The organism is Rhizobium sp. BE258 (assembly GCF_031457345.1).
Lineage (GTDB): Bacteria > Pseudomonadota > Alphaproteobacteria > Rhizobiales > Rhizobiaceae > Rhizobium.
In genome coordinates, this window is record NZ_JAVDWL010000003.1 from 723,818 (window position 1) to 745,370 (window position 21,553).

21 protein-coding genes and 1 riboswitch are annotated in these 21,553 nt (G+C 61.7%); of the genes, 12 read left to right on the top strand and 9 right to left on the bottom strand.

The genetic code is table 11. The annotated features are described in order from the left end of the window. Positions 1-83: 83 nt before the first annotated feature. On the top strand, positions 84-1,415 hold the full coding sequence (locus tag J2X43_RS14085) for a diguanylate cyclase (protein ID WP_310294779.1): 1,332 nt from the start codon (positions 84-86) through the stop codon (positions 1,413-1,415). A 37-nt stretch (positions 1,416-1,452) separates the two neighbouring features. Here the strand turns inward: J2X43_RS14085 and J2X43_RS31045 are convergent, their stop codons facing one another. The 3 genes from J2X43_RS31045 to J2X43_RS14105 all read right to left on the bottom strand — a co-directional run bounded on the left by J2X43_RS31045 (position 1,453) and on the right by J2X43_RS14105 (position 3,246). After that, positions 1,453-2,472: a GlxA family transcriptional regulator gene (locus tag J2X43_RS31045; protein ID WP_112387088.1), complete on the bottom strand. Its 1,020-nt coding sequence runs from the start codon at positions 2,470-2,472 to the stop codon at positions 1,453-1,455. Between the two features lie 293 nt (positions 2,473-2,765). After that, positions 2,766-2,960: a hypothetical protein gene (locus J2X43_RS14100; RefSeq protein WP_112537679.1), complete on the bottom strand. Its 195-nt coding sequence runs from the start codon at positions 2,958-2,960 to the stop codon at positions 2,766-2,768. A gap of 64 nt (positions 2,961-3,024) precedes the next feature. Next, on the bottom strand, positions 3,025-3,246 hold the full coding sequence (locus J2X43_RS14105; protein ID WP_162698669.1) for a hypothetical protein: 222 nt from the start codon (positions 3,244-3,246) through the stop codon (positions 3,025-3,027). Positions 3,247-3,314: 68 nt separating this feature from the next. On the opposite strand from J2X43_RS14105, the gene J2X43_RS14110 reads away from it, so the two are divergent. Beyond that, positions 3,315-4,256 carry a LysR family transcriptional regulator gene (locus J2X43_RS14110; protein ID WP_310294781.1) on the top strand — a complete coding sequence of 314 codons (942 nt, stop codon included), beginning with the start codon at positions 3,315-3,317 and terminating at the stop codon, positions 4,254-4,256. 96 nt (positions 4,257-4,352) lie between these two features. Then, positions 4,353-4,508, top strand: a complete 156-nt coding sequence (locus J2X43_RS14115) for an entericidin A/B family lipoprotein (protein WP_112387092.1) — start codon at positions 4,353-4,355, stop codon at positions 4,506-4,508. Here J2X43_RS14115 and J2X43_RS14120 read toward each other — a convergent pair whose 3' ends face one another. After that, a complete protein-coding gene (locus tag J2X43_RS14120) occupies positions 4,509-4,859 on the bottom strand; it encodes a hypothetical protein (protein ID WP_112537676.1) in 351 nt (116 codons plus the stop codon). Positions 4,860-4,949: 90 nt separating this feature from the next. Further along, positions 4,950-5,948, bottom strand: a complete 999-nt coding sequence (locus tag J2X43_RS14125; RefSeq protein WP_112537675.1) for a glycine betaine ABC transporter substrate-binding protein — start codon at positions 5,946-5,948, stop codon at positions 4,950-4,952. A 451-nt stretch (positions 5,949-6,399) separates the two neighbouring features. Between J2X43_RS14125 and J2X43_RS14130 the strand changes: the two genes are divergently transcribed. Then, the gene (locus J2X43_RS14130) at positions 6,400-7,854 is read left to right on the top strand and encodes a cobyric acid synthase (protein ID WP_310294783.1); all 1,455 of its coding nucleotides are present in this window, start codon (positions 6,400-6,402) and stop codon (positions 7,852-7,854) included. Here J2X43_RS14130 and J2X43_RS14135 read toward each other — a convergent pair. After that, on the bottom strand, positions 7,851-9,641 hold the full coding sequence (locus J2X43_RS14135) for a chloride channel protein (protein ID WP_310294785.1): 1,791 nt from the start codon (positions 9,639-9,641) through the stop codon (positions 7,851-7,853). The genes J2X43_RS14130 and J2X43_RS14135 overlap by 4 nt on opposite strands. Before the next feature lie 222 nt (positions 9,642-9,863). Beyond that, positions 9,864-10,255: riboswitch (cobalamin riboswitch) on the top strand. Positions 10,256-10,572: 317 nt separating this feature from the next. Between J2X43_RS14135 and cobU the strand changes: the two genes are divergently transcribed. The 5 genes from cobU to J2X43_RS14160 are packed head-to-tail and all read left to right on the top strand — an operon-like array spanning position 10,573 to position 17,183. Next, positions 10,573-11,097, top strand: a complete 525-nt coding sequence (gene cobU / locus J2X43_RS14140) for a bifunctional adenosylcobinamide kinase/adenosylcobinamide-phosphate guanylyltransferase (RefSeq protein ID WP_310294787.1) — start codon at positions 10,573-10,575, stop codon at positions 11,095-11,097. Positions 11,098-11,102: 5 nt separating this feature from the next. Further along, positions 11,103-12,149, top strand: a complete 1,047-nt coding sequence (cobW, locus tag J2X43_RS14145) for a cobalamin biosynthesis protein CobW (RefSeq protein ID WP_310294789.1) — start codon at positions 11,103-11,105, stop codon at positions 12,147-12,149. Between the two features lie 3 nt (positions 12,150-12,152). Beyond that, positions 12,153-16,106 (top strand): cobaltochelatase subunit CobN, encoded by a 3,954-nt coding sequence (gene cobN, locus J2X43_RS14150; protein WP_310294791.1) that lies wholly within the window; start codon positions 12,153-12,155, stop codon positions 16,104-16,106. A gap of 19 nt (positions 16,107-16,125) precedes the next feature. Then, positions 16,126-16,758, top strand: coding sequence for a cob(I)yrinic acid a,c-diamide adenosyltransferase (cobO, locus tag J2X43_RS14155; RefSeq protein WP_310294793.1), 633 nt, complete (start codon positions 16,126-16,128; stop codon positions 16,756-16,758). Next, positions 16,758-17,183: an EamA family transporter gene (locus J2X43_RS14160; protein WP_112387101.1), complete on the top strand. Its 426-nt coding sequence runs from the start codon at positions 16,758-16,760 to the stop codon at positions 17,181-17,183. Before cobO ends, J2X43_RS14160 begins: the two co-directional genes overlap by 1 nt. On the opposite strand, the gene J2X43_RS14165 is transcribed toward J2X43_RS14160, so the two are convergent. Further along, on the bottom strand, positions 17,180-17,977 hold the full coding sequence (locus tag J2X43_RS14165) for a helix-turn-helix transcriptional regulator (RefSeq protein WP_310294930.1): 798 nt from the start codon (positions 17,975-17,977) through the stop codon (positions 17,180-17,182). The genes J2X43_RS14160 and J2X43_RS14165 overlap by 4 nt on opposite strands. Before the next feature lie 2 nt (positions 17,978-17,979). Then, complete coding sequence (locus J2X43_RS14170; protein ID WP_310294795.1) at positions 17,980-18,342, bottom strand: nuclear transport factor 2 family protein; 363 nt, start codon at positions 18,340-18,342, stop codon at positions 17,980-17,982. Between the two features lie 168 nt (positions 18,343-18,510). On the opposite strand from J2X43_RS14170, the gene J2X43_RS14175 reads away from it, so the two are divergent. Continuing rightward, on the top strand, positions 18,511-19,188 hold the full coding sequence (locus J2X43_RS14175) for an isochorismatase family protein (protein WP_310294797.1): 678 nt from the start codon (positions 18,511-18,513) through the stop codon (positions 19,186-19,188). On the opposite strand, the gene J2X43_RS14180 is transcribed toward J2X43_RS14175, so the two are convergent. Further along, complete coding sequence (locus J2X43_RS14180) at positions 19,185-19,970, bottom strand: TSUP family transporter (protein WP_310294799.1); 786 nt, start codon at positions 19,968-19,970, stop codon at positions 19,185-19,187. The genes J2X43_RS14175 and J2X43_RS14180 overlap by 4 nt on opposite strands. Positions 19,971-20,074: 104 nt before the next feature. Between J2X43_RS14180 and J2X43_RS14185 the strand changes: the two genes are divergently transcribed. Beyond that, complete coding sequence (locus J2X43_RS14185) at positions 20,075-20,494, top strand: cobalamin biosynthesis protein (RefSeq protein WP_310294800.1); 420 nt, start codon at positions 20,075-20,077, stop codon at positions 20,492-20,494. Positions 20,495-20,564: 70 nt separating this feature from the next. Next, complete coding sequence (locus J2X43_RS14190) at positions 20,565-21,515, top strand: nucleoside hydrolase (protein ID WP_310294802.1); 951 nt, start codon at positions 20,565-20,567, stop codon at positions 21,513-21,515. Positions 21,516-21,553 lie beyond the last annotated feature (38 nt).

The window sequence follows — 21,553 nt, forward strand, 5'->3', positions numbered from 1 at the left end:
ATTGGGTGTGTCCGCTATCGTCCAAGCTGTTATGGGGACAGCCGATTCGGCTGCTCCAGGCGCCGCGGGGAGTAAGGGACTGGATGGCTTTTCAGGCGGATTTCAATCGGGATAGCTCTGTGCCGCGTTTTGGCGGGCACAAAATACTTCTGGTTGAAGATTCCCGGATGTTTTCTGCCGTTTTGTGCCACCGCTTCCAGACCGAGCTCGGTCTCAACGTCAAGACGTGCCCTTCGCTCAAGGCCCTGCAGGAAGCTCTGGCGCAGGATCCGCATGGCTATACGATGGCCGTCGTCGACCTGAACCTGCCGGATTCGCCCTATGGCGAGGCGCTGGATTGCGCCATCGAGCACAAGATCCCGGCCGTCGTCTTCACCGCCACCTTCGACATTGCGACGCGCAACCGGATCATGGAGCGCAACGTCATCGACTATGTGCTCAAGGACAACGAGTTTGCGCTCGACAACCTGGTTGGCACCGTGCGCAGGGCAATCCTGAACCGCAAGACCCGGGTTCTCGTCGTCGATGACGTCCAATCCGCCCGCCAGGTCCTGGTCGATCTGCTGACGGCGCAGCAATATATGGTGGTCGAGGCGAATTCCGGACTTGAGGCGCTGGCGGCGCTGGAGGCATACAGCGATATCGAGCTTGTGGTTACCGATCATCATATGCCCGATATGAGCGGCTACGAGCTGACGCGGCGTATCCGCCACCGGTTCGGATCCGACAAGATCCGGGTGATCGGGGTTTCCTCATCCAACGACAGGATGCTGTCGGCGAGTTTCCTGAAGGCCGGCGCCAGCGATTTCGTCTACCGGCCCTTCGTTGCCGAAGAGCTGCAGTGCCGGATCGCCAATAATGTCGAGACGCTGACGCAGTTGAAGCAGCTAAGGGCGGCGGCGGCATGCGATTATCTCACCGGCCTCTACAATCGCCGCTATTTCTATGATTCCGGCCCCAAGGTCGTGAACCAGTGTCTGCGCCAGAAGGCGGTAAGCTCGGTTGCCATCCTCGACATCGACCATTTCAAACGGCTGAACGACACCTATGGCCACGAGATCGGCGACAAGGTTCTAATCGCCGTCGCCGCGCGCCTGGCAACGATCTTCGAAGGCAGCGACAATCTTCTCTCGCGGCTCGGCGGCGAGGAATTCGCCATCCTGTTCCCGATGATGGATTCGCATGCGGCGACAAAGCTCTGCGACGAAGTTCGATCCGACCTGTCGCGGCTGACGGTATCGGCTGACGACGAGGAGCTGTCGGTGACGGTTTCGATCGGCGTTGCCGAGATTGCCGGCTACGAAAGCTTCGAGAACTATCTGAATGCTGCCGACCAGTTTCTCTACATGGCCAAGCACAAGGGCCGGAATATGGTCTATTCGGATGCCCGCATGACGCAAGAAGCGGCGCAATAGGCGCCGCTCCGCATTTTCGATCTCAATCGTCTGGTTTTCAGGCTGCCAGCGCCTGGCGCGCGGTGGCCATGGTCATCTTGCGCTCGGCGCGCTCCTGCTGGGGCGAGCGGTTGTAGAGTTCGCGATAACACTTGGAGAAGTGCGAGGCGGAGACGAAGCCGCAGGCAACGGCTACCTCGACGACGGGCATCGACGACTGCACCAGGAGATGGCGGGCGCGATCGAGGCGGATCTCGAGATAGTAGCGGGCAGGGGAGCGGCCCATTTCCTGGCGGAACAGTCGCTCGATCTGACGGCGCGACAGACCGGCGCCATCGGCGATCTCCAGCAGCGACAGCGGCTCGGCAAGATTGCCTTCCATGAGCTCGATGATTGACAGGACCTTGGCATTCTGGACGCCGAGGCGGGCACGCAGCGGCAGGCGCTGGCGGTCGTGCGGGCTGCGGACGCGGTCAGTCAGGTGCTGCTCGCAGATGCGGTTGACGAGGCTCTCGCCGAAATCCTGGCCGACGAGGTTCAGCATCATGTCCAGCGAGGCGGTGCCGCCGGCGCAGGTATAGAGATTGCTGTCCACTTCATAGAGGTCGGCATAGACCTCCGCCTGCGGGAAGGCTTCGGAGAAGCCCGGCAGGTTTTCCCAGTGGATCGCGCAGCGCTTGCCATTCAGGAGCCCGGCCTGAGCAAGCACATGCGCGCCGGTACAGAGACTGCCGACGGCGACGCCGCGGTTATAGCTTTCGCGAAGCCAGGCATTGACCGACTTGTTGTTGAAATCCTCGACATCGATGCCGGAACAGACCAGCACCATGCTCGGGCGGTTCTCGCCGCCGAGATGACGGCGCTCTTCGGCGAGCGATGAATTCGCCTCGACGCCGATGCCACAGGACGAATAGACCTTGTTGCCGTCAACCGAGGTGAGGCGCCACGTATAGGCCTGATAGCCGAGCATGCGGTTGGCAATACGCAGCGTGTCGATCGCCGCCGAAAAGGGCAGCATGGTGAACTGGGGAACCATAAAGAAGACGAGAGAGCGCTTCTTGGTCAGCATCTTGTTCATGAGCAAAATCCATGCTGGAGGGCGATGCGCTATTGGTGCGTGGAATGCGTCGCTTAGATGTTCTGAAAGCGACATTCGCATGGAAATCTGCGGCTGATAAGCGCTATTTTGCGACATGCCACGCTAAGCGGCCTGCCAAATGCGCGACGGCTTCGTCAAAAGTCCCAAGCTGAAACTGATTTCAAATATATGCGTCTGAAATTCAAGATTAAATTTCACCAGTCCGGAAACGATGAGGGCGGCGCTGCCATTGGCAGGGCGCCGCCCTCACGCTGGGAGGTATGTCGCATTCATTACATATCCTTGCGGTCATCCGCTGCTTCTGCCGACGGATAGCCCACGTCCTTGCGGATGTCGAACGGCATGGATTCGATTTCGCGTGCTGCCTGCCACTGGTGCCATGCGTGCGACGCCTTATGCAGAAGGGTGCCGACGTCGAAATGCAGGCCGGATGAGCTCTTGCTATCCCGATAGGTGATGGTGGTCATTTTCCTTGTCCTTTGATCGTTGAGCGTCTTGCGCCCGTTACCTGATATGGGCTTTTGGTATCCATCAATCAAACGAATAGATTTTATGGATACCATCAGTTTTGTTGAAGGTCTTTCGCATCATTTCGCGTTCGGCAGATGCGGAAGCGTAGGGATCGACATCGGCGATCAGGTGGTGCGGCAAGGCCGTCATCTGACGCATGGTGTTGTCCCATGCGGCCCGCTGGATCTGCCGCGAACGGAACGCGAAGAAGGCGTCGATTGCAGAATGGACGGTGTCAGTCATCATGGCCTCCTCTTTGTCTATCAGCCATGAGTGAAATATAAGGTTCGATTGACTTTCAGCCAAACGAAATGATATGGTGCTTAAGATCAGAAAAATTGAAAGATGCGCCGATGACGATGCCCTTTCGCAGGCCAATCCCGCTTCTCGATAATGATGTTCTGCGCACTTTCGTGGCGATCGCGGAAACCGGCAATTTTTCGACGGCCGCCGAAGCGGTGTTCAGAACGCCTTCGGCTGTTTCCATGCAGATCAAGAAGCTCGAAGAACAGCTCGGCGCGACATTGTTCCTGCGCGACGCCCGCTCGGTGACGCTGACGCAGCATGGCGAGCTGTTGCTCACCTATGCGCGCAATATCCTGGCGCTCTCGAACGAAGCGGTTTCGCGCTTCATCATGCCCGAGCTCAGCGGCGTGGTGCGCCTCGGCGCGCCCGAAGATATCGGCGAACGGCTGCTGCCGAGCATTCTCAAGAGCTTCGCCGAAAGCTATCCCGGCATCATGGTCGATGTGACCATCGACATGAGCATCGGGCTGAAGAAGCGGATGGAAGAGCAGCGCCTCGATCTGGCGCTCGTCAATTTCGCCACCAGGCCGTTCCCGACCGGCGGCGAGATCGTCTACCGCGAGAAGCTTGTCTGGGCCGGCGCCAAGTGCGGCACTGCGCATCGCAAGGAACCGCTGCCGATCTCGATCTGGGAAGAGGGCTGCATATGGCGCCAGGAAGCGCTATCGCAGCTTGAGCGCAACAAGCGGCCCTATCGCGTGGCCTATCTCAGCGGCCATACGATGGCGCAGAGGGCGGCTGTGGTTTCCGATCTGGCGATTGCGCCGCTACCGCGCTCCTATGTCAGCGACGATATGGTGATCCTCGGCGCGCAGGAGGGCCTGCCGGAGCTCGCCTCCTTCGAGATTCGCCTTCTAACGGCGTCGCAGCTCTCTGGGCCGATGCAGGCGGTTGCCGACAGCATCCGCTTTGCCTTTGCTGAAAAAGCGAAGGCCGCGGCTGCCTAAACCATTCTGGCGTGAACCTTTTTGGCTTTGATGCGTTTATCGGCCGGAGCGGCGTTCGCCGCTTCGGAGAGGTCATATTTTCAAAGGAATTCCACGATGACGACCACAGCCAAAATCGGCGCTGCCCTCATGCTCCTGCTTGCTCTTTCGTCCTGCGGTAACACGATCCGCGGCGTCGGCCGCGATACGGCCAATGCCGTCAATGCGACGCAGGATGCCGGCCGCTCTGTCGACCGGGCCGCACGCCGCTAATCAGATCTTGGCTGCCGGATAGGCCCTTTCAAGGCCGCCGGAGCGCACCAATCCCGTGCGGAAAGCCTCATAGGCCGGATGCTGGCTGGACTTGGCGGCTTCCATCAGGCGGACTTGAAGGCGGTCCGGAGCGGCCGAGCCGATCCATTTCCCCGTCGTCTCAAGCTTCAGCGAATTGAGAAACCGGCTCTCGGCCGATTGATCGAGATAGCGGTGCAGGCCGTCGACCAGATTGTCGTCCTGCGCCGCATTCTCCATCAGGAGCTGGAGATAGGACTTGTCGGCATCGCTGCTTCCGGCAAATTTCTTGGCAACGGTGTCGCGATCGGGAAAAGAAGCGGCGGGGGTCATTTCAAGCACCTGCAATATCAATGGGCGCAGCCTGGCTGCGTTTTCGTTGTCGAAGGCATATCATGACGGCGCTGGCCTTCGCGAAGCTTGCTAAAGCGCTCGCTTCACCCGGGCCGCCACTTCTTCGGGCACCCAGAGGGTCCAGAGCTCCGGGTAATTCTGCAGAAAATAGATGGCGGCGTTGCGGCTGCTTTCACCGTTTTCATCCTGCCATGCCAGCACGTCGTTGATCGTGCCGTTGTCCCATCTGCGCTTGCGAAGATAATCCATCGCCGGACCGGCGCGGTCTGCGAATAACCTTGTGGTGACGGTGAACGCCTGGGATGTCGGATAAGCGTTGCGCTCGGGCTTGGCGCATCCGGGGACGGAGGTGCAGTTGTCCCACTCTGCCTGGTCGAAGGGGACACCCATCGCCAGCCGCACCATCTCGTATTTTCCGGCGACCGCAGTCGGCGCCCAGTAATAACCGAGCCAGCCGCGTTTGTCGGCAAAGGCATCGGCAATCGATGCATCGAGCGCCCGCGGCGTTTCAGCTCCTATGAGGTCAAAGCCTTTCTCTTCTGCATGGAAGGCATTGTAGATGTTCTGCGTCGAGATCTTGCAGGCCCAGCCGGTTGGACAATTGAATATCGCAGCCTTGTCCGTCGATCCGTCGCCCGGAAAGAGATCCGGGCGGGCGAGGGCGTCTTCCAGCGTCTTGATGGATGGGTTGGCGTCGGCGACGAATTTGGGGATCCAAAGACCTTCGACTGCACCCTCAGAAAGGATCTCCGCGCCTTCGACAAGGCGGCCGGCGGTGATGGCATCGTCCAGTTCGGTCTGAACACCCTTGACCCAGAGTTCCGGCGCGACGTCCGGCGTCGATTTTCCGTTCATCGAGGCGAAGGTCGGCATGGTGTCGCCGGGGACGATCTTGACGTCACAGCCATAGCCGGCTTCGAGAATGATCCTGTCAAAATTCGCTGCGATGGCGGCCGAGCCCCACTTCATCTCGGCAATCGAGACGTTTCCGCAGCCGGATGCCGCGGCCGAGGTCGCAAACGCGCAGACAAGGGCGGCGAATAACAGCATTTTTCCTGCGGTCTTCATCTGCACATCCTTATTTCCACTCAGGATTTTTAATTTTGCACATGCTAGCGCAGAAAAGGTTGCGGTCAACTTTCCGCAGTTGAGCTTTTTTGGCCTAAAACATTGATTTATAAAGGCTAATATTAGCGAATCCTGTCGCATTCAGCCGGGCGCGCCGATGCGCAGCGCACAAGCCGCCGCCAACAAAAGTTCAAAAAAGGTCAAAATTCATGTTTGCTTAAGGCCTCAATAACTCTCCGGTAAGGATGTCGCGTTATCAGTGTAGCCACGGCGGGGGACAAACCGCCGGTTCTCCGGATCAGGTTTTGCGTCCCGGAGAAGACGAGTTTCGCCGTGTATGGGCGAATACGCCAGAGTTTACGGCAAACCGCGCGGCTTACTGCCTGCGCGGTTTTCGTGTTTCTGGCCCTGCCGTTGACCGCGCGAGGCAACGCGTTGTAGGCCTCGTCCCATGACCAGAGCCATCATGCTGCAGGGAACAGGATCGGATGTCGGCAAGACGGTGCTCGTTGCCGGTCTCTGCCGGCTGGCGGCCAATCGCGGGCTGACGGTGCGGCCCTTCAAGCCGCAGAACATGTCCAACAATGCCGCCGTTGCCGACGATGGCGGCGAGATCGGCCGGGCGCAGTGGTTGCAGTCGCTGGCTGCGCGCACACCGTCATCTGTTCATATGAATCCGGTGCTTTTGAAGCCGCAATCGGAGAACGGCAGCCAGATTATCGTCCAGGGCAAGGTCTGGGGGCAGGCAAAGGGGCGTGATTATCAGCGTCTGAAGCCGCAACTGCTTGAATTTGTACTGTCGAGTTTCGGGACGGTTTCCGAGGGCGCCGATCTCCTGATCGTCGAAGGCGCGGGATCGCCGGCGGAGATCAATCTGCGCCCGGGCGATATCGCCAATATGGGTTTTGCGACAAGGGCCGGCGTGCCGGTCGTGCTGGTCGGCGATATCGATCGCGGTGGTGTCATCGCCTCGCTGGTCGGGACGCATGCGATCCTCGACGATGCCGATCGGGCGATGATATCCGGCTATATCATCAACAAGTTCCGCGGCGACGTCTCGCTTTTCGACGATGGGATTGCTGCGATCGGCCGCTATACCGGCTGGCCGTGCTTCGGCGTCGTGCCCTGGCTGAAGGCGGCAGGCGGGCTACCTGCGGAGGATTCGGTCGTTCTTGAAAAGCTGGCGCGGGGAAGCGGAGCCGCATTGAAGATCGCCGTTCCGGTTCTGCCGCGGATCGCCAATTTTGACGATCTCGACCCGTTGAGAGCCGAAGACGATGTCGAGCTGGTGTTCGTGCGCGCCGGGGAGCGTCTGCCCGAAGACGCGGCGCTCGTCGTCTTGCCGGGCTCCAAATCGACAATCAGCGACCTTGCCGATTTTCGCGCTGAGGGATGGGATCGCGATCTGACCGCCCATGTCCGGCGCGGCGGCCGGGTGATCGGCATTTGCGGCGGTTATCAGATGCTCGGCCGCAAGGTGCACGATCCCCTCGGCATCGAGGGGGGAACGTCGGAAGTTGACGGGCTCGGGCTGCTCGACGTCGAGACCGTCATGGCGCCGGAGAAGACCGTTCGCAACAGCCATGCTGTTTCTGCCGAATACGGTACGCCGCTGTCAGGCTATCAGATCCATCTCGGCGTGACCGAGGGGCTGGATTGCAGCCGGCCGTCGGCCGTGGTGGATGGTGCCGCCGATGGTGCCATATCTGCGGATGGACATATCATCGGCACTTATCTTCACGGCCTGTTTTCCAGCGATGCCTATCGCAGCCGGTTGCTGCAGAGTTTCGGTCTTCAGGGCGAAAGGCGCAATTACGCCGAGAGCGTCGACCGGGCGCTGGATGCCGTTGCGGCGGAGCTTGAGGCGCATCTTGACCGTGACTGGCTGAACCGGCTGCTCGGCTAGATTTCCCCGGAGATTTCGCGGCGCCGCCGGTCGAGCTCTTCGCTGTAGCGGCGCAGCGTGTGGCTTTCGCTGAGCTGTCCGACGACCTTGCGCTCGATCAGATTGTTGAGCACGGCGAGCGCTTCGCTTTCGCTCTTGTCGAAGATGGCAGCTGCCTGCTTGGCATTCATCTGCGGCCGCAGGAAATCGTTCTTGTAGCGCACGAAGCTCTCCAGCCCCTTGCCCTCGTCGTCGGTGGCGATCGGATTCGCATGAATTTCCGGCACCAGCACCAGACCGGCATATTTGCCTGTGTCATCGACGAGGATGACGCGTTGCGTGGCGCCGGCGGGAAAAGCCTTCTTGAACTCTTCGACAGTAGTTGCGGCATTGGCGGTCTTGACGTCGGCGCGCATCAGCTTGTCGACCGTCAGATTGCGGATCCAGCCGACATCGTGGGCGCTGCGGATGCTTTCGCCGCGCAGGTGAAAACGCCAGGTGGCGAAGGAGTAGCCGAAGGTGGTGCGCACGACGAGCGAGGACGTGATGACCGCGGCGAGCACCAATACGGTGATCGGGAAGTCGCCGGTGATTTCGAGCGCCAGAAAGGTCATCGTCAGCGGTCCGCCGATGATGGCGACGGCGAGTGAACTCATGCCGACGACGGCGTAGACTTCGGGTGTCAGCGAGGCATGCGCAAAGAACGGCGCGGAATAGGCAAAGAGCTTGCCGAGAAGCGCGCCCATGAACAGCGATGCAAAGAACAGGCCGCCCCTGAAGCCGGAGCCGATCGACACTGCAGATGCAAGCGACTTCAACAGCAGGATGCCGACAAGCGTCGGGATCGCCACCTGATGCGCCAGGTTGAGATGCAAGGCGCCATGCCCAGCCGACAGCACCTGTGGAGAGATTGTGGCCAGCAGGCCGACAACGATGCCGCCGAGCGCCGGGCGTACCGGCGTGGGTACGGAACTCTTGCGGGCCAGTTCCTCGACAAAGGAAACGCCCTGCATGATCAGGATGCCAGCACCGGCGCAGCAGGCGCCAAGCAGAATGGCCGGCACATAATCGGCCGGCACCACAGTGCCGAACCTCCCGACGTCGATGGTGAAATCGTTGCCTGCGAGAAGCCGTGCCACCAGCGTCGAGAGCAGGGCGGAAACGACAACGGGTGTGAGCGAGACGATGGTGTAGGTGCCGATGATCAGCTCGAACGCGTAGAAGGCGCCGGTTAGCGGGGCATTGAAGGCTGCGGCGATAGCGCCTGCCGCACCGCAGCCGAGGAGGACGCGTAGATCGGCGCGGCGCAGCTGTAGCTTCAGGCCGAGCTTCGAGGCCAGGCCTGCCGCCAGCTGCGTATAGCCGGCCTCGAGCCCCACCGATGCGCCGAAGCCGTTGGAGATCAGGTTCTGGATGGCGACGATGATGCTGTCGGTCAGCGACAGGCGGCCACCATGCAACGCATTGGCCTCGATCGGGTCGACCATCGGCTTCTTGCGCGTCCTGCTGAGGATGAAGAGCAGCAAGCCGAGAAGCATGCCGCCGCAGACCGGTGCCAGGAGCAGCAGAAGCTTGTTGCTGATATCAGAGGAGCTGAGACGATCGACATCGCTGATGCCGAAGATGAGGCTGTGCATCTCCCGGGAGATCAGGCTCATGCCGGTGACCGCGCAGCCGGAGATGACGCCGACCGCGCCACCGGCGAAAACCATGCCCATTTCGTTCTGGCGCGCCAGCGCGCGCAGCCGCGCCAAATCGAATTTGAGATGGCGCCGCGTCAGGCGGCCGATATCGGTTTTCGTGAGCATGATGACAGAACTAGGCGACGGGAGGAAGGATCAAGGAAGCAGGCTTTTCGCGCCGCATGATTTCGCGAGCAATTGCAGCAAAAGCGAGGCGGCGGCAAGCGAAATATGCCCGTAAGTCAATGAATTTAATAGACTATCTGTTTGGTAGACTCAGTCGTGTTAAGATGCGGCATTTTCCATCGTGTCAGGCTCGATTGACTTCGCACTGCCGCACGCCTAACGATGAAATCAATAACGGATGGTTCCGGAGCGGTGATTGCCGCCCTGGATGAAAAGGGAATGTGACGGGGCGGACCCAAACCGGGCGTCTTCATCACAGCCGACCCCGCGACTGTAGAGCGGTCAGGGTCTTCCATCCGGTGCACCGGCACCACCGCCTGATCGCCGCATTCTGCGGCAGGGCGGTGGCTCAAGGACACCGGAAAAGCCACTGGAATGCATCGTGATCAGCAGGGGCTGGACGCCTCCATTTCTACGAATCGTCCGCCTTTTCACGAGAATGCAGCCGGGAAGGCGAGGAAGATCCGCTGGCACGATCAGGGATGGCCTTGCGCCATCCCTGTCGGGGCCTCGAACCGCGAGCCAGGAGACCTGCCAACCGTGCCGGGCGAAGAGCCCACCCAAGGGCAATCCTGTCCGCTGCCAGCACGGAGGTTGTCATGGCTGAAACGAATAGTTCGGTGCTGTTTTTGGCACGATGGAAGGGCGAGGCGCCTCGGTCTTTCGCCGTGTCGCGGGCTCCCATCTCTGCCCTCATTCCTGTGCTTGTCACAGGAATCCAGTCGCCGCGCGTCTGCGCGGCGGAGAGACTTCTCCTCCAAAGCACCAGAGTCATTCACGGCGCAGACGCGCCGTGGCTGGATTCCTGTGACGAGCACAGGAACGAGGGAGTGCAGGGAGAGCGCAGAACTTTCGCCGCAGGCCTTTGCGCATGAGCGGCTCCCTGTCCGGCACCACCTTCGTCCTCGGCGGCGCTCGTTCCGGCAAATCCCGTTTCGCCGAACAACTGATCACCGATAGCGGCCTCGAGCGCCACTATGTCGCCACCGGGCGGGCCTGGGACGACGAGATGCGGGCGCGGATTGCCGCCCACAGGGACGATCGCGGGCCGTCCTGGACGACGCATGAGGAGCCGCTGCAGCTTGTCGATTGCCTGTCGGCAATCGATAGCGAAGGGCGGGCTATCCTTGTCGATTGCCTGACGCTCTGGGTCACCAATCTGATGATGGGCGAGCGGGATATGGCGGCGGAATCTGCGAACCTTGCCGCCTGGCTACCGAAGGCAAGGGCGCGGCTCGTGCTTGTTTCCAATGAAGTCGGCCTCGGGATCGTGCCCGAGAACCGGATGGCGCGGGATTTCCGCGATCATGCCGGACGGCTGCACCAGATGATCGCGGCCTCCGCCGCGGACGTGTATTTTATCGCGGCAGGGCTGCCGCTGAAAATGAAGGGTTGAAATTTATGAACCAGAAGATCCCCGCAACCGTGATCACCGGCTTTCTCGGCGCCGGCAAGACGACGATGATCCGCAACCTGCTTTCCAATGCCGGCGGCAAGAAGATCGCGCTGATCATCAATGAATTCGGCGATCTCGGCGTCGATGGCGAAGTGCTGAAGGGCTGCGGCGCGGAGAATTGCACCGAGGATGATATCATCGAGCTCACCAACGGCTGCATCTGCTGCACAGTTGCCGACGATTTCATTCCGACGATGACCAAGCTGCTTGAGCGCGAGCAGCGCCCCGATCATATCGTCATCGAAACCTCGGGTCTTGCGCTGCCGCAGCCGCTGGTCGCCGCCTTCAACTGGCCCGATATCCGCAGCGAAGTGACCGTCGATGGCGTGATCACCGTCGTCGATAGCGCCGCCGTTGCCGCCGGACGGTTCGCCGACGACCACGATGCCGTCGATGCGCGCCGCGCCGAAGACGAGTCGCTCGATCACGAGAGCCCGATCGAGGAGCTGTTCGAGGATCAGCTGACCTGCGCCGATCTGATTGTGCTCAACAAGACGGACTTGCTGGATGCCGCAGGCATTATCCGCGTCCGTGACGAAGTGGCGTCGCGCATTTCGCGCAAGCCGGCGCTGATCGAGGCGAAGAACGGCGACGTTCCGGCAAGCGTTCTGCTCGGCCTCGGCGTCGGCACCGAGGAAGACATCGCCAACCGCAAATCCCATCACGAGCTGGAGCATGAGGACGGCACGCCGCACGATCACGACGAGTTCGACAGCTTCGTTGTCGAGCTTGGTGCGATTGCCGATACGGGTGCTTTCATCGAGAAGCTGAAGGGCGTGATTGCAGAGCATGATGTGCTGCGCCTGAAGGGCTTTGCCGCAGTCGAGGGCAAGCCGATGCGCCTGCAGATCCAGGCTGTCGGCAGCCGTATCGACCAGTATTTCGACCGCGCCTGGGCCACCGGCGAAACGCGCGGCACGCGTCTCGTCGTTATCGGTCTGCACGACATGGACGAGGCGGCGGTGCGCAAGGCCATCGAGGCGCTCGTCTGATCCATGCATCTGCTTCTCGCCCAGAAAGGAACGATCAGCGACGGTGACGAGGCCATCGATCTTGGCCAGTCGCCCGGCGATATCCTGTTCCTGTCTGCGGCGGATACGGAGCTTGCGGCCATCGCCGCCGCCCACGGACAGGGCGGCGGTTCACCGCTGACGCTTCGGCTTGCCAGCCTGATGAGCCTGAAGCATCCGATGTCCGTCGATGCCTATGTCGAGCGCACGGCGCGGCACGCAAAGCTCATCATTATCAGGCCGCTCGGCGGCGCCAGCTATTTTCACTATGCGCTGGAGGCTCTGCATTCCTGCGCGGCGCGGCACGGCGCGCGGATTGCCGTTCTGCCCGGGGATTCCAAGCCGGATGCGGGGCTGACGCCGTTTTCCAATGTGGCGCTCGATGATCTCAATGCGCTGTGGGCTTACCTGATCGAAGGCGGTGACGAGAACTCGCGGCGGCTGCTGGATTATGCGGCGGCGATGCTGTCGGGTGGTGAAAAACCCGGTGCGGCCGCGCCGTTGATGAAGGCCGGGATATGGTGGCCGGGGCGGGGAGTCGTTGGGGTTGAGGAGTGGGGAGTGTTGTCTGCGGCGATGCTGCGGAACGTGGCACCCCCCTCGACATCCAACGACGCCCCCATCGCCGCCATCAGCTTCTACCGCGCCCTCGTCCAGAGCGGCGAGACCGCACCGGTCGAGGCGATGATCGAGGCCTTGGCGGCGGAAGGTCTCAGGCCGCTGCCGGTCTTTGCCTACAGCCTGAAAGACCCGGTCTCCAAGGGCATCATCGACAGCATTTTCGATCAGGCGCCTCCTGATGTCGTGGTCAACACGACGGGCTTTGCGGTGTCGGCGCCCGGCGCTCTGCGTGAATCGACCGTGCTGGAAAAAAGCGGCGCCGTGGTGCTGCAGGCAATCCTGTCTGCCTCGTCGCGCGAGGCATGGGCCGGGTCATCGCAGGGGCTGTCGGCGCGCGATCTCGGGATGAACGTCGCGCTGCCCGAAGTCGATGGGCGGGTTCTGGCCCGTGCCGTCTCGTTCAAGTCGGCAGCGCGCTATGATGCTGCTGTCGAAGCGAATATCGTTACCAGCCAGCCTGATGAAGGGCGGATGCGTTATACGGCGAGGCTTGCCGCCGGCTGGGCGCGGCTACGGCGAAAACCAGCAGAGAAGCGACGTGTGGCGCTGGTGCTCGCCAACTATCCGAACCGCGACGGGCGCCTCGGCAACGGCGTAGGCCTCGATACGCCTGCGGGTACCGTCGAGGTGCTGAAGGCGATGCGCGGGGCGGGCTACGATGTCGCGGATTTCCCTGACGATGGCGATGCGCTGATCCGCCATCTCTCGGAGGGGCCGACGAATTCCGGGCGTGACGGAAAGGTGATCCGCGAAACGCTTTCCATGAGTCGATACAAGGCGTTCTTCGCGTCTCTTCCGAAAAAGATTCAAGACGAGATGACGGCGCGCTGGGGCGTGCCGGCGGGCGATCCCTATGTTGTGGATGGTGACTTTGCTTTGCCATTCACGCGGTTCGGCAATGTGCTCGCCGGTATCCAGCCGGCCCGCGGCTACAATATCGATCCGAAGGAAAGCTACCATTCGCCCGATCTCGTGCCGCCGCACGGGTATCTCGCCTTCTATGCTTTCCTGCGCCAGGAATTCGGCGCCGATGCGGTTGTTCACATGGGCAAGCATGGCAATCTCGAATGGCTGCCGGGCAAGGCGCTGGCGCTTTCGGAGGAGTGCTATCCGGAGGCGATCCTCGGGCCGCTGCCGCATCTCTATCCTTTCATCGTCAACGATCCCGGCGAGGGCACGCAGGCCAAACGCCGGACGGCCTCCGTCATCATCGATCACCTGACGCCGCCGCTGACGCGGGCTGAAAGCTATGGTCCGCTGAAGGATCTGGAGGCGCTGGTCGACGAATATTACGAGGCATCCGGCAGCGATCCGCGCCGTATCCGGCTGCTGTCGAAGCAGATCCTCGATCTGGTCGCCGATATCGGCCTCGACAGCGATGCCGGGATTGCCAAGGGCGAGACCGAGGATGAGGCGCTGAAGAAGCTCGATGCCTATCTCTGCGATCTCAAGGAAATGCAGATCCGCGATGGGCTGCATGTGTTCGGGGTGTCGCCCAAGGGGCGGTTGCTGACGGATCTGACCGTGGCGCTGGCGCGAGTGCCGCGTGGATTGGGTGAGGGCGGGGATCAGAGTCTGCAGCGGGCGATTGCTGGGGATTTGGGGTTGGTGGGTGTGATACCCCCCTCTGTCCTGCCGGACATCTCCCCCTCAAGGGGGGAGATTGGCTGGGCGGAACCGCTCGCTTCGACCTCAACTGTTTTGCGAGAGGCCAACCACGAGTCGATCTCCCCCCTTGAGGGGGAGATGCCTGGCAAGGCAGAGGGGGGTACCCCGCATACAAGCGCCAAATTCGATCCCCTCGACTGCAACATGGCCGCGCCGTGGACCGGCTCACGCCCCGCCATCCTGGCCGACATCCTCGACGCCCCCTGGCGTACCAATGGTGACACCGTCGAACGCATCGAACTGCTGGCCGCCAAGCTCGTCTCCGGCGAAACCGAATGCCCGGCTGGCTGGCCCCAGACCAAATCCGTCCTCACAGAGATCGAATCCCGCCTGAAACCCTCGATCCTCGCCTGCGGAGCCGCCGAGATTTCGGCGCTCCTCACCGGCCTCGACGGCCGTTTCGTCGCTCCCGGCCCCTCCGGCGCTCCGACGCGCGGGCGGCCTGATGTGCTGCCGACGGGGCGGAACTTCTATTCCGTCGACAGCCGCGCGGTGCCGACGCCAGCAGCCTATGAACTCGGCAAGAAATCGGCGGAGCTGCTGGTCCGCCGCTATGTGCAGGATCACGGCGAGTGGCCGGTTTCCTTCGGGCTGACGGCCTGGGGCACGTCCAACATGCGCACCGGTGGGGACGATATCGCCCAGGCGCTGGCGCTGATCGGTGTCAAGCCGGTCTGGGACATGACCTCGCGCCGCGTCACCGGCTATGAAATCATCCCGCCGGCGATGCTGAGGCGGCCGCGGGTCGATGTGACGCTCCGGATTTCAGGCTTCTTCCGCGATGCCTTTCCGGAACAGATCGCGCTGTTCGACAAGGCGATCCGCGCTGTCGGCGCTCTCGATGAGGATGCGGCGGATAATCCGATTGCAGAGCGGATGCGCGGCGAGGCGGCGCGGCTTGCGGTTTCCGGCCTGGATGAAGTGTCGGCGGCCAAGCGCGCCGGATATCGCATCTTCGGCTCAAAGCCCGGCGCTTACGGCGCGGGGTTGCAGGCGCTGATCGACGAGAAGGGCTGGGAGCGGCGCGCCGATCTGGCGGAAGCCTATCTCGTCTGGGGGAGCTATGCCTATGGCGCGGCCGAAGAGGGCCGGGCGGAGCGCGGCATCTTCGAGGAGCGGTTGCGTTCGATCCAGGCGGTGGTGCAGAACCAGGATAACCGCGAACACGACCTGCTCGACAGCGACGACTATTATCAGTTCGAGGGCGGAATGGCGGCGGCGGCCGAGCATGTCGGCGGTGTCAGGCCGTCGATCTATCACAACGACCATTCGCGGCCGGAAAAGCCGGTGATCCGTTCGCTGGAGGAAGAGATCGGCCGTGTGGTGCGCGGGCGTGTCGTCAATCCGAAATGGATCGATGGCGTCATGCGCCATGGCTACAAGGGTGCCTTCGAGATCGCTGCCACGGTCGATTATCTCTTTGCTTTTGCGGCAACGACCGGCGCTGTCGGCAACCATCATTTCGAAGCCGTCTATCAGGCCTTCGTCGCCGATGCCAAGGTGCGTGATTTCATGGGGGAAAAGAACCCGGCAGCCCTCGAAGAGATGAAGGAGCGGCTGATGGAGGCGATCGACCGGCATCTCTGGACGCCACGCAGCAATTCGGCGCGCTTCGATCTTGCGCCATCACATCATAAACAGACAGCATGACATTTCATCAGGAAAGACAATGAGCGAAGAACCAGTAGACACCGCCGAAAAGGACGATGCGCGCCATAACGAGAAGATGGCGAAGAAGAAGGCCGCGCGCGGCAAGATCATGGCCACCAAGACGGACGAGAAGGGCCTGATCATCGTTCACACCGGCAAGGGCAAGGGCAAGTCGTCCTCGGCCTTCGGCATGATCTTCCGCCATATCGCCCATGGCAAGCCATCGGCCGTCGTCCAGTTCATCAAGGGCGCCATGTGGACCGGCGAACGCGATCTGATCGAGAAGCATTTTTCCGATGTCTGCCAGTTCTACACGATGGGTGAGGGTTTTACCTGGGAAACGCAGGACCGCGCCCGCGACGTGGCGGCGGCAACAGCCGCATGGGAGAAGGCCAAGGAACTGATCCGCGACGAGCGCAATTCCATGGTGCTGCTCGACGAGATCAACATCGCGCTGCGCTACGATTATCTCGATATCAACGACGTTGTCGCATTCCTGAAGGCCGAAAAGCCGTATATGACTCACGTCGTGCTGACCGGCCGAAATGCCAAGGACGAGCTGATCGAAATCGCCGATCTCGTGACCGAGATGGAGCTGATCAAGCATCCTTTCCGCTCCGGCATCAAAGGGCAGCCGGGCGTGGAGTTCTGATGGCGCAAAGCTGGATATTCTGGGCGTTTCTGTCGGCGGCGTTTGCGGCGCTGACGGCGATCTTTGCGAAAATCGGTGTGGCTGGCGTCAACTCGGATCTGGCGACGCTGATCCGGACGGTGGTCATCATCGCCATTCTGGCCGGTATCGTCACCGCCACCGGCCAGTGGCAGCCGCTTTCCAGCATATCCGGCAAGACTTGGCTGTTCTTGGCTTTGTCAGGTGCCGCGACGGGAGCGTCCTGGCTCGCCTATTTCCGGGCATTGAAACTCGGCGATGCGGCGCGTGTGGCACCGATCGACAAGCTGTCGATCGTGCTCGTCGCCGTCTTTGGCGTCGTCTTCCTCGGCGAAAAGCTTGGGCTGGTAAACTGGCTCGGCGTGGTGATGATCGCGGGCGGGGCGCTACTGCTGGCGCTGTTCTAGCCGTCTGCTGGCTTTCGCAGGATTGCGGCCGTTTCCTCGTCGGCGGGGAAGAAGGATTCGATCGCCAGTTCCGAGAGCGTGACATCGACAGGCGTGCCGAACACGGTGGTGGTCGAAATCAGCGATAGCGTGCCTGCAGAAGTGTGCAGCCGTAGCGGTACGGCGATCCCTGCATAATCGTGCTTTGTCTCATCCGCCGGGGTGCCGCCAGGAGAAAGCTCCTGCAATTCCTTGAGAAGTGCGCCGAGGATCGGGTCGCCCGAGGTGTCGATCTGCTGGCGAAGCCGCTCCAGAAGGTGCGCGCGCCATTCGGCGAGATTGACGATATGAGGTGCCAATCCTCCTGGATGCAGGCTGAGGCGCAGGACGTTGACAGGGCCTTCGAGCAGGCTTTTCTCAGTGACATCCGCAAGCAGCGGTGCGATTGCCGCATTGGCGGCAAGCAGCGTCCAGTGCCTGTCGATCGCGAGGGCCGGAAAGGGCTCCTGCGCTTTCAGGACCATATCGACAGCCAGTCTTGCCGGTTTCAGGGCCGGATCGTCCAATGAGCGCTCGGCAAAGAGCGGGGCGTAGCCGGCTGCGAGCAGCATCGGATTGCGTTCCCGAAGGGGAACGCCGAGCCGTTCTGCCAGATGCAGCAACATGTCGCGGCTCGGTGTCGAGCGCCCGCTCTCGATGAAGCTCAGGTGCCTCTGCGAAATCTCCGCTTCGAGGGCGAGATCGAGCTGGCTCATGCGGCGAAGCTTGCGCCAGTCGCGGAGGTGGTCACCGAGGGAGCGGGCTGAGGTCATCATCATCAGGCTTCCGGAACGAGGTCGAGAAAACCGTGTACGGCCTTCAGACGTCCGCCTTCAAGCAGGGCGAAGTCCGTTCCCTTGATAATCGCCTCGCTGCCGTCGGGGCCGAGCCCCCAGGAGAAGCGCAGGTTGTCGCCGTGGCCATCGGCGGCACCGATCAGATTGAAGCGGAAGCCGGGGAAGCGGGTCTGTACGGCATCGACCAGTGCGTTGATCTGCTCGTGACCTTCGCCGCGCATCAGAGGATCGATATAGGTGGCGTTTTCGGCCCAGCTTTCGGCGATCAGCGCGCGGCGGCGGTCGGCATCCTCCTCGTTCCAGATGGCGATGTAGCGTTCGGCGGTGTTGCTCGCGTCGGTCATGTCATGTCTCCTTTGATCGCCCGGTTCGTCCAGGCATTGCGATCATCGGCAAAGGCCGTTCGCTCATCAATTACGCGAGAGGTAATCAAGCTCGCGGCTTGGTGATTTGACACTGCCGTCATCCGCCGGAAGGTTTGGCCATCGATTTCGAAGATGGAGGACGGCCTGATGACATCGCTTTCGGCATATGCGGCACGGGTGGCGCAACTGGCGCTTCTGGCATCCGCTCTTGGCTGGTCTTCCGCGCATGCGGCAACCGTTGTCGACGAGTGGAAGAAGATCAAGGTTCCGTCGGCGCCGAAGCTCGGCGAGGTGACCGTCGATCCCTCGACCACGGCGCTGCTGCTGCTGGATTTCAACGGGGCGCAGAACCCGGACAAGGGGCCGTGCAATACCAAGGTCAAGCCGCGCTGCATTGCCGAGCTGCCCCATGTGGCGAAGCTGATGAAGGAGGCGCGCGACAGCGGGGCGCCGGTCGTCTACAGCATCACGTCGAATGCGGCGCCTGAGGATATCGCGACGGTGCTGGCGCCCAAGGATGGCGATCCGATCGTGAAGTCAGGCGCCAACAAGTTCATCAATACCGATCTCGAAAAGATACTCACCGACCGGCATATCAAGACGGTCATCGTCACCGGCACGGCTTCGGAGGGAGCGGTGCTGAATACGGCTGCTTATGCGGCGCTGAAGGGCATGGATGTGGTGCTGCCCGTCGATGGCATGTCGTCCACCGATCCCTATGCGGAGCAATATGTCACCTGGCATTTCGCCAATGCGCCCGGTGTTTCGGCGAAGACGAAGCTGACGAAGATAGATGCGATCAGTTTCGGCAAGGCGCCGGGTTAGATGCCCAGCCAGACGCGCAGCGGATTGGCGGGGTCGGCGATTAGCTTGATCGCGAAGGCGATGCAGACGACGACCAGCAGCGGCTTGATGAGCTTCGCGCCCGTGCGCATGGCAAGGCGAGAGCCGACCTGCGCGCCGAGGAACTGGCAGGCACCCATCATCAGTCCGATCGTCCAGAGCGTCGCGCCGAAAGAGGCGAAGACGATGAGGGCGCCGATATTCGAGCCGAGGTTCAGAAGCTTGGTATGCGCCGTCGCCTTCAGCATGCCGAAACCGGCAAGCGTGACGAAGGAGAGCATGAAGAAAGAGCCGGTGCCGGGGCCGAAGACGCCGTCGTAGAAGCCGATCAGCGGCACGAAGGTCATGCCGAAGGCGAAGGGCGTGATGCGGCGATGGGTGTCGAGGTCATTGAGATTGGGCTTGAAGGCGAAGTAGAGCGCGATCGCGACCAGCAGAACCGGCATCAGGGCGCGCAGCACGTCGCCGGGCACGATGGTTGCCAGCGCCGCGCCAAGCGCGCCGCCCATCACGGCCATCATCGCCATCGGCAGCTGCTCGCGCAGGTTCACATGGCCCTTGCGCGAATAGGCAAGCGTGGCCGAGGCGGCGCCGAACATCGACTGCACCTTGTTGGTCCCCAGCGTCTGCAGCGGCGGAATGCCTGATATCAGCATGGCGGGCACGGTGATCAGTCCACCGCCACCGGCGATCGAATCGACGAAGCCTGCGCAGAAGGCGGCGAGGCAGAGAAGGGCGAGGAGATGAGGGGCAATATCGGACACGGCGGGACTCTGTGGGCAGGCGGGAGAAAGCGGCGCCATGTTGCATTTCCCGCACTCACCTGCAATGGCTGCGGAGACACAGTCTGCCCTTTCAGGTTCATGCGATGCCGTCCTTCGCCGCCGACAGATCGAAATCATACGTGCTCGGCCTTGGCTGCGAGCGGGGAACGCCTGTGGACGAGGTGCGGGCATTGGCGAAGCAGGCCATGGAGATCGGTGGGATCGGGCCGGATGCGCTTGCGGCTATTGCCTCGATCGGCAGCCGTTCCGGGGAGCCCGCAATCCTGACGCTGTCGCAGGAATTTCAAATCACGCCGGTCTTCTTTGCCGCCGCGCGCCTGGAGCAGGAGACGCCGCGTCTCAAGAACCCTTCGGCCGCCGTCTTTAGGCTTGTCGGCTGCCATGGTGTTGCCGAGTCGGCGGCGCTGGCTGCTGCGGGAGCGGCGGCAGAGTTGCTGGTGCCGAAAATCAAATCTGCCCATGCGACGGCCGCCATCGCGCGCATCCTGTTGCAGAAAGAATAGCCGGCGCTATGGTGTCGGCCACCTCGCGGAGATCCCCGGATTTCTGCGACGAGAATGAGAAGGATATTTCATGCACAAGCTCATTTATGACACGGACCCGGGCGTCGATGATGCCATGGCGCTCCTCTTCCTGCATCGCCACCCCGACATTGATCTGATCGGCATCACCACGATCTTTGGCAATGCCTCGATCGAGACGACGACGCGCAACGCATTGTTCCTGAAGCGCGAATGGAACATCGCGGCACCCGTCGCCAAGGGCGCGAACGTCACGTTCGATCCCTCGCGCAAGGAAATCGGCTGGCCAACTTTCGTGCATGGCGATGACGGTCTCGGCAATATCGGCGTGCCCGCGACGATCGATCTTCCCATCGATCCGCGTCCGGCGCATCGCTTCATTATCGACACGGTGCGGGCCAATCCGGGCGAGGTGACACTGGTTGCCGTCGGCCGCATGACCAACCTGGCGCTGGCGCTGAAGGAAGATCCTGAGATCGCCAAGCTGGTGAAGCAGGTGGTCATCATGGGCGGCAATTTCTATGTGCCGGGCAATGTCACGCCGGTCGCCGAAGCCAATATCCATGGCGATCCGGAAGCCGCCGATGTGGTGATGACGGCGCCGTGGAAGGTCGCGGTCATCGGCCTCGACGTCACGGCGATCACGACGATGAGCCGCAGCTATCTGAAGGCCGCCGCCGACAAGGGCGATGCGGCGGTGAAGCTGCTGAACGACCTGTCGCAGTTCTATATCGATTTCTACAAGCATGCGGTCGAAGACGGCATGATGGTGCATGACAGCTGCGCCGCGGTTTATGTCGTGGCGCCCGAGCTGTTCACGACTGTGACGGGCGCGGTGCGCGTCGTCTGCGGCGGCATTGCCGACGGCCAGACGATCGTCAAGCCGGATGGGCGCCGTTTCCCGCCGGGCGACTGGGACAATCTGCCGAGCCAGATCGTCTGCACCGGCATCCAGTCGGAAAAGGTCGTCGATCTGATCCGGGATACGCTTCTACGAGCCTGATGCAACCAACGACCGGGCGGTTTCCGCCTGGTTTGACT

Coding starts and splice junctions, on each gene's coding strand:
- J2X43_RS14085 (WP_310294779.1), top strand. CDS start 84: ATGGCTTTTCAGGCGGATTTCAATCGGGATAGCTCTGTGCCGCGTTTT.
- J2X43_RS31045 (WP_112387088.1), bottom strand. CDS start 2,472: ATGAACAAGATGCTGACCAAGAAGCGCTCTCTCGTCTTCTTTATGGTT.
- J2X43_RS14100 (WP_112537679.1), bottom strand. CDS start 2,960: ATGACCACCATCACCTATCGGGATAGCAAGAGCTCATCCGGCCTGCAT.
- J2X43_RS14105 (WP_162698669.1), bottom strand. CDS start 3,246: ATGACTGACACCGTCCATTCTGCAATCGACGCCTTCTTCGCGTTCCGT.
- J2X43_RS14110 (WP_310294781.1), top strand. CDS start 3,315: ATGATATGGTGCTTAAGATCAGAAAAATTGAAAGATGCGCCGATGACG.
- J2X43_RS14115 (WP_112387092.1), top strand. CDS start 4,353: ATGACGACCACAGCCAAAATCGGCGCTGCCCTCATGCTCCTGCTTGCT.
- J2X43_RS14120 (WP_112537676.1), bottom strand. CDS start 4,859: ATGACCCCCGCCGCTTCTTTTCCCGATCGCGACACCGTTGCCAAGAAA.
- J2X43_RS14125 (WP_112537675.1), bottom strand. CDS start 5,948: ATGAAGACCGCAGGAAAAATGCTGTTATTCGCCGCCCTTGTCTGCGCG.
- J2X43_RS14130 (WP_310294783.1), top strand. CDS start 6,400: ATGACCAGAGCCATCATGCTGCAGGGAACAGGATCGGATGTCGGCAAG.
- J2X43_RS14135 (WP_310294785.1), bottom strand. CDS start 9,641: ATGCTCACGAAAACCGATATCGGCCGCCTGACGCGGCGCCATCTCAAA.
- cobU (WP_310294787.1), top strand. CDS start 10,573: ATGAGCGGCTCCCTGTCCGGCACCACCTTCGTCCTCGGCGGCGCTCGT.
- cobW (WP_310294789.1), top strand. CDS start 11,103: ATGAACCAGAAGATCCCCGCAACCGTGATCACCGGCTTTCTCGGCGCC.
- cobN (WP_310294791.1), top strand. CDS start 12,153: ATGCATCTGCTTCTCGCCCAGAAAGGAACGATCAGCGACGGTGACGAG.
- cobO (WP_310294793.1), top strand. CDS start 16,126: ATGAGCGAAGAACCAGTAGACACCGCCGAAAAGGACGATGCGCGCCAT.
- J2X43_RS14160 (WP_112387101.1), top strand. CDS start 16,758: ATGGCGCAAAGCTGGATATTCTGGGCGTTTCTGTCGGCGGCGTTTGCG.
- J2X43_RS14165 (WP_310294930.1), bottom strand. CDS start 17,977: ATGATGACCTCAGCCCGCTCCCTCGGTGACCACCTCCGCGACTGGCGC.
- J2X43_RS14170 (WP_310294795.1), bottom strand. CDS start 18,342: ATGACCGACGCGAGCAACACCGCCGAACGCTACATCGCCATCTGGAAC.
- J2X43_RS14175 (WP_310294797.1), top strand. CDS start 18,511: ATGACATCGCTTTCGGCATATGCGGCACGGGTGGCGCAACTGGCGCTT.
- J2X43_RS14185 (WP_310294800.1), top strand. CDS start 20,075: ATGCCGTCCTTCGCCGCCGACAGATCGAAATCATACGTGCTCGGCCTT.
- J2X43_RS14190 (WP_310294802.1), top strand. CDS start 20,565: ATGCACAAGCTCATTTATGACACGGACCCGGGCGTCGATGATGCCATG.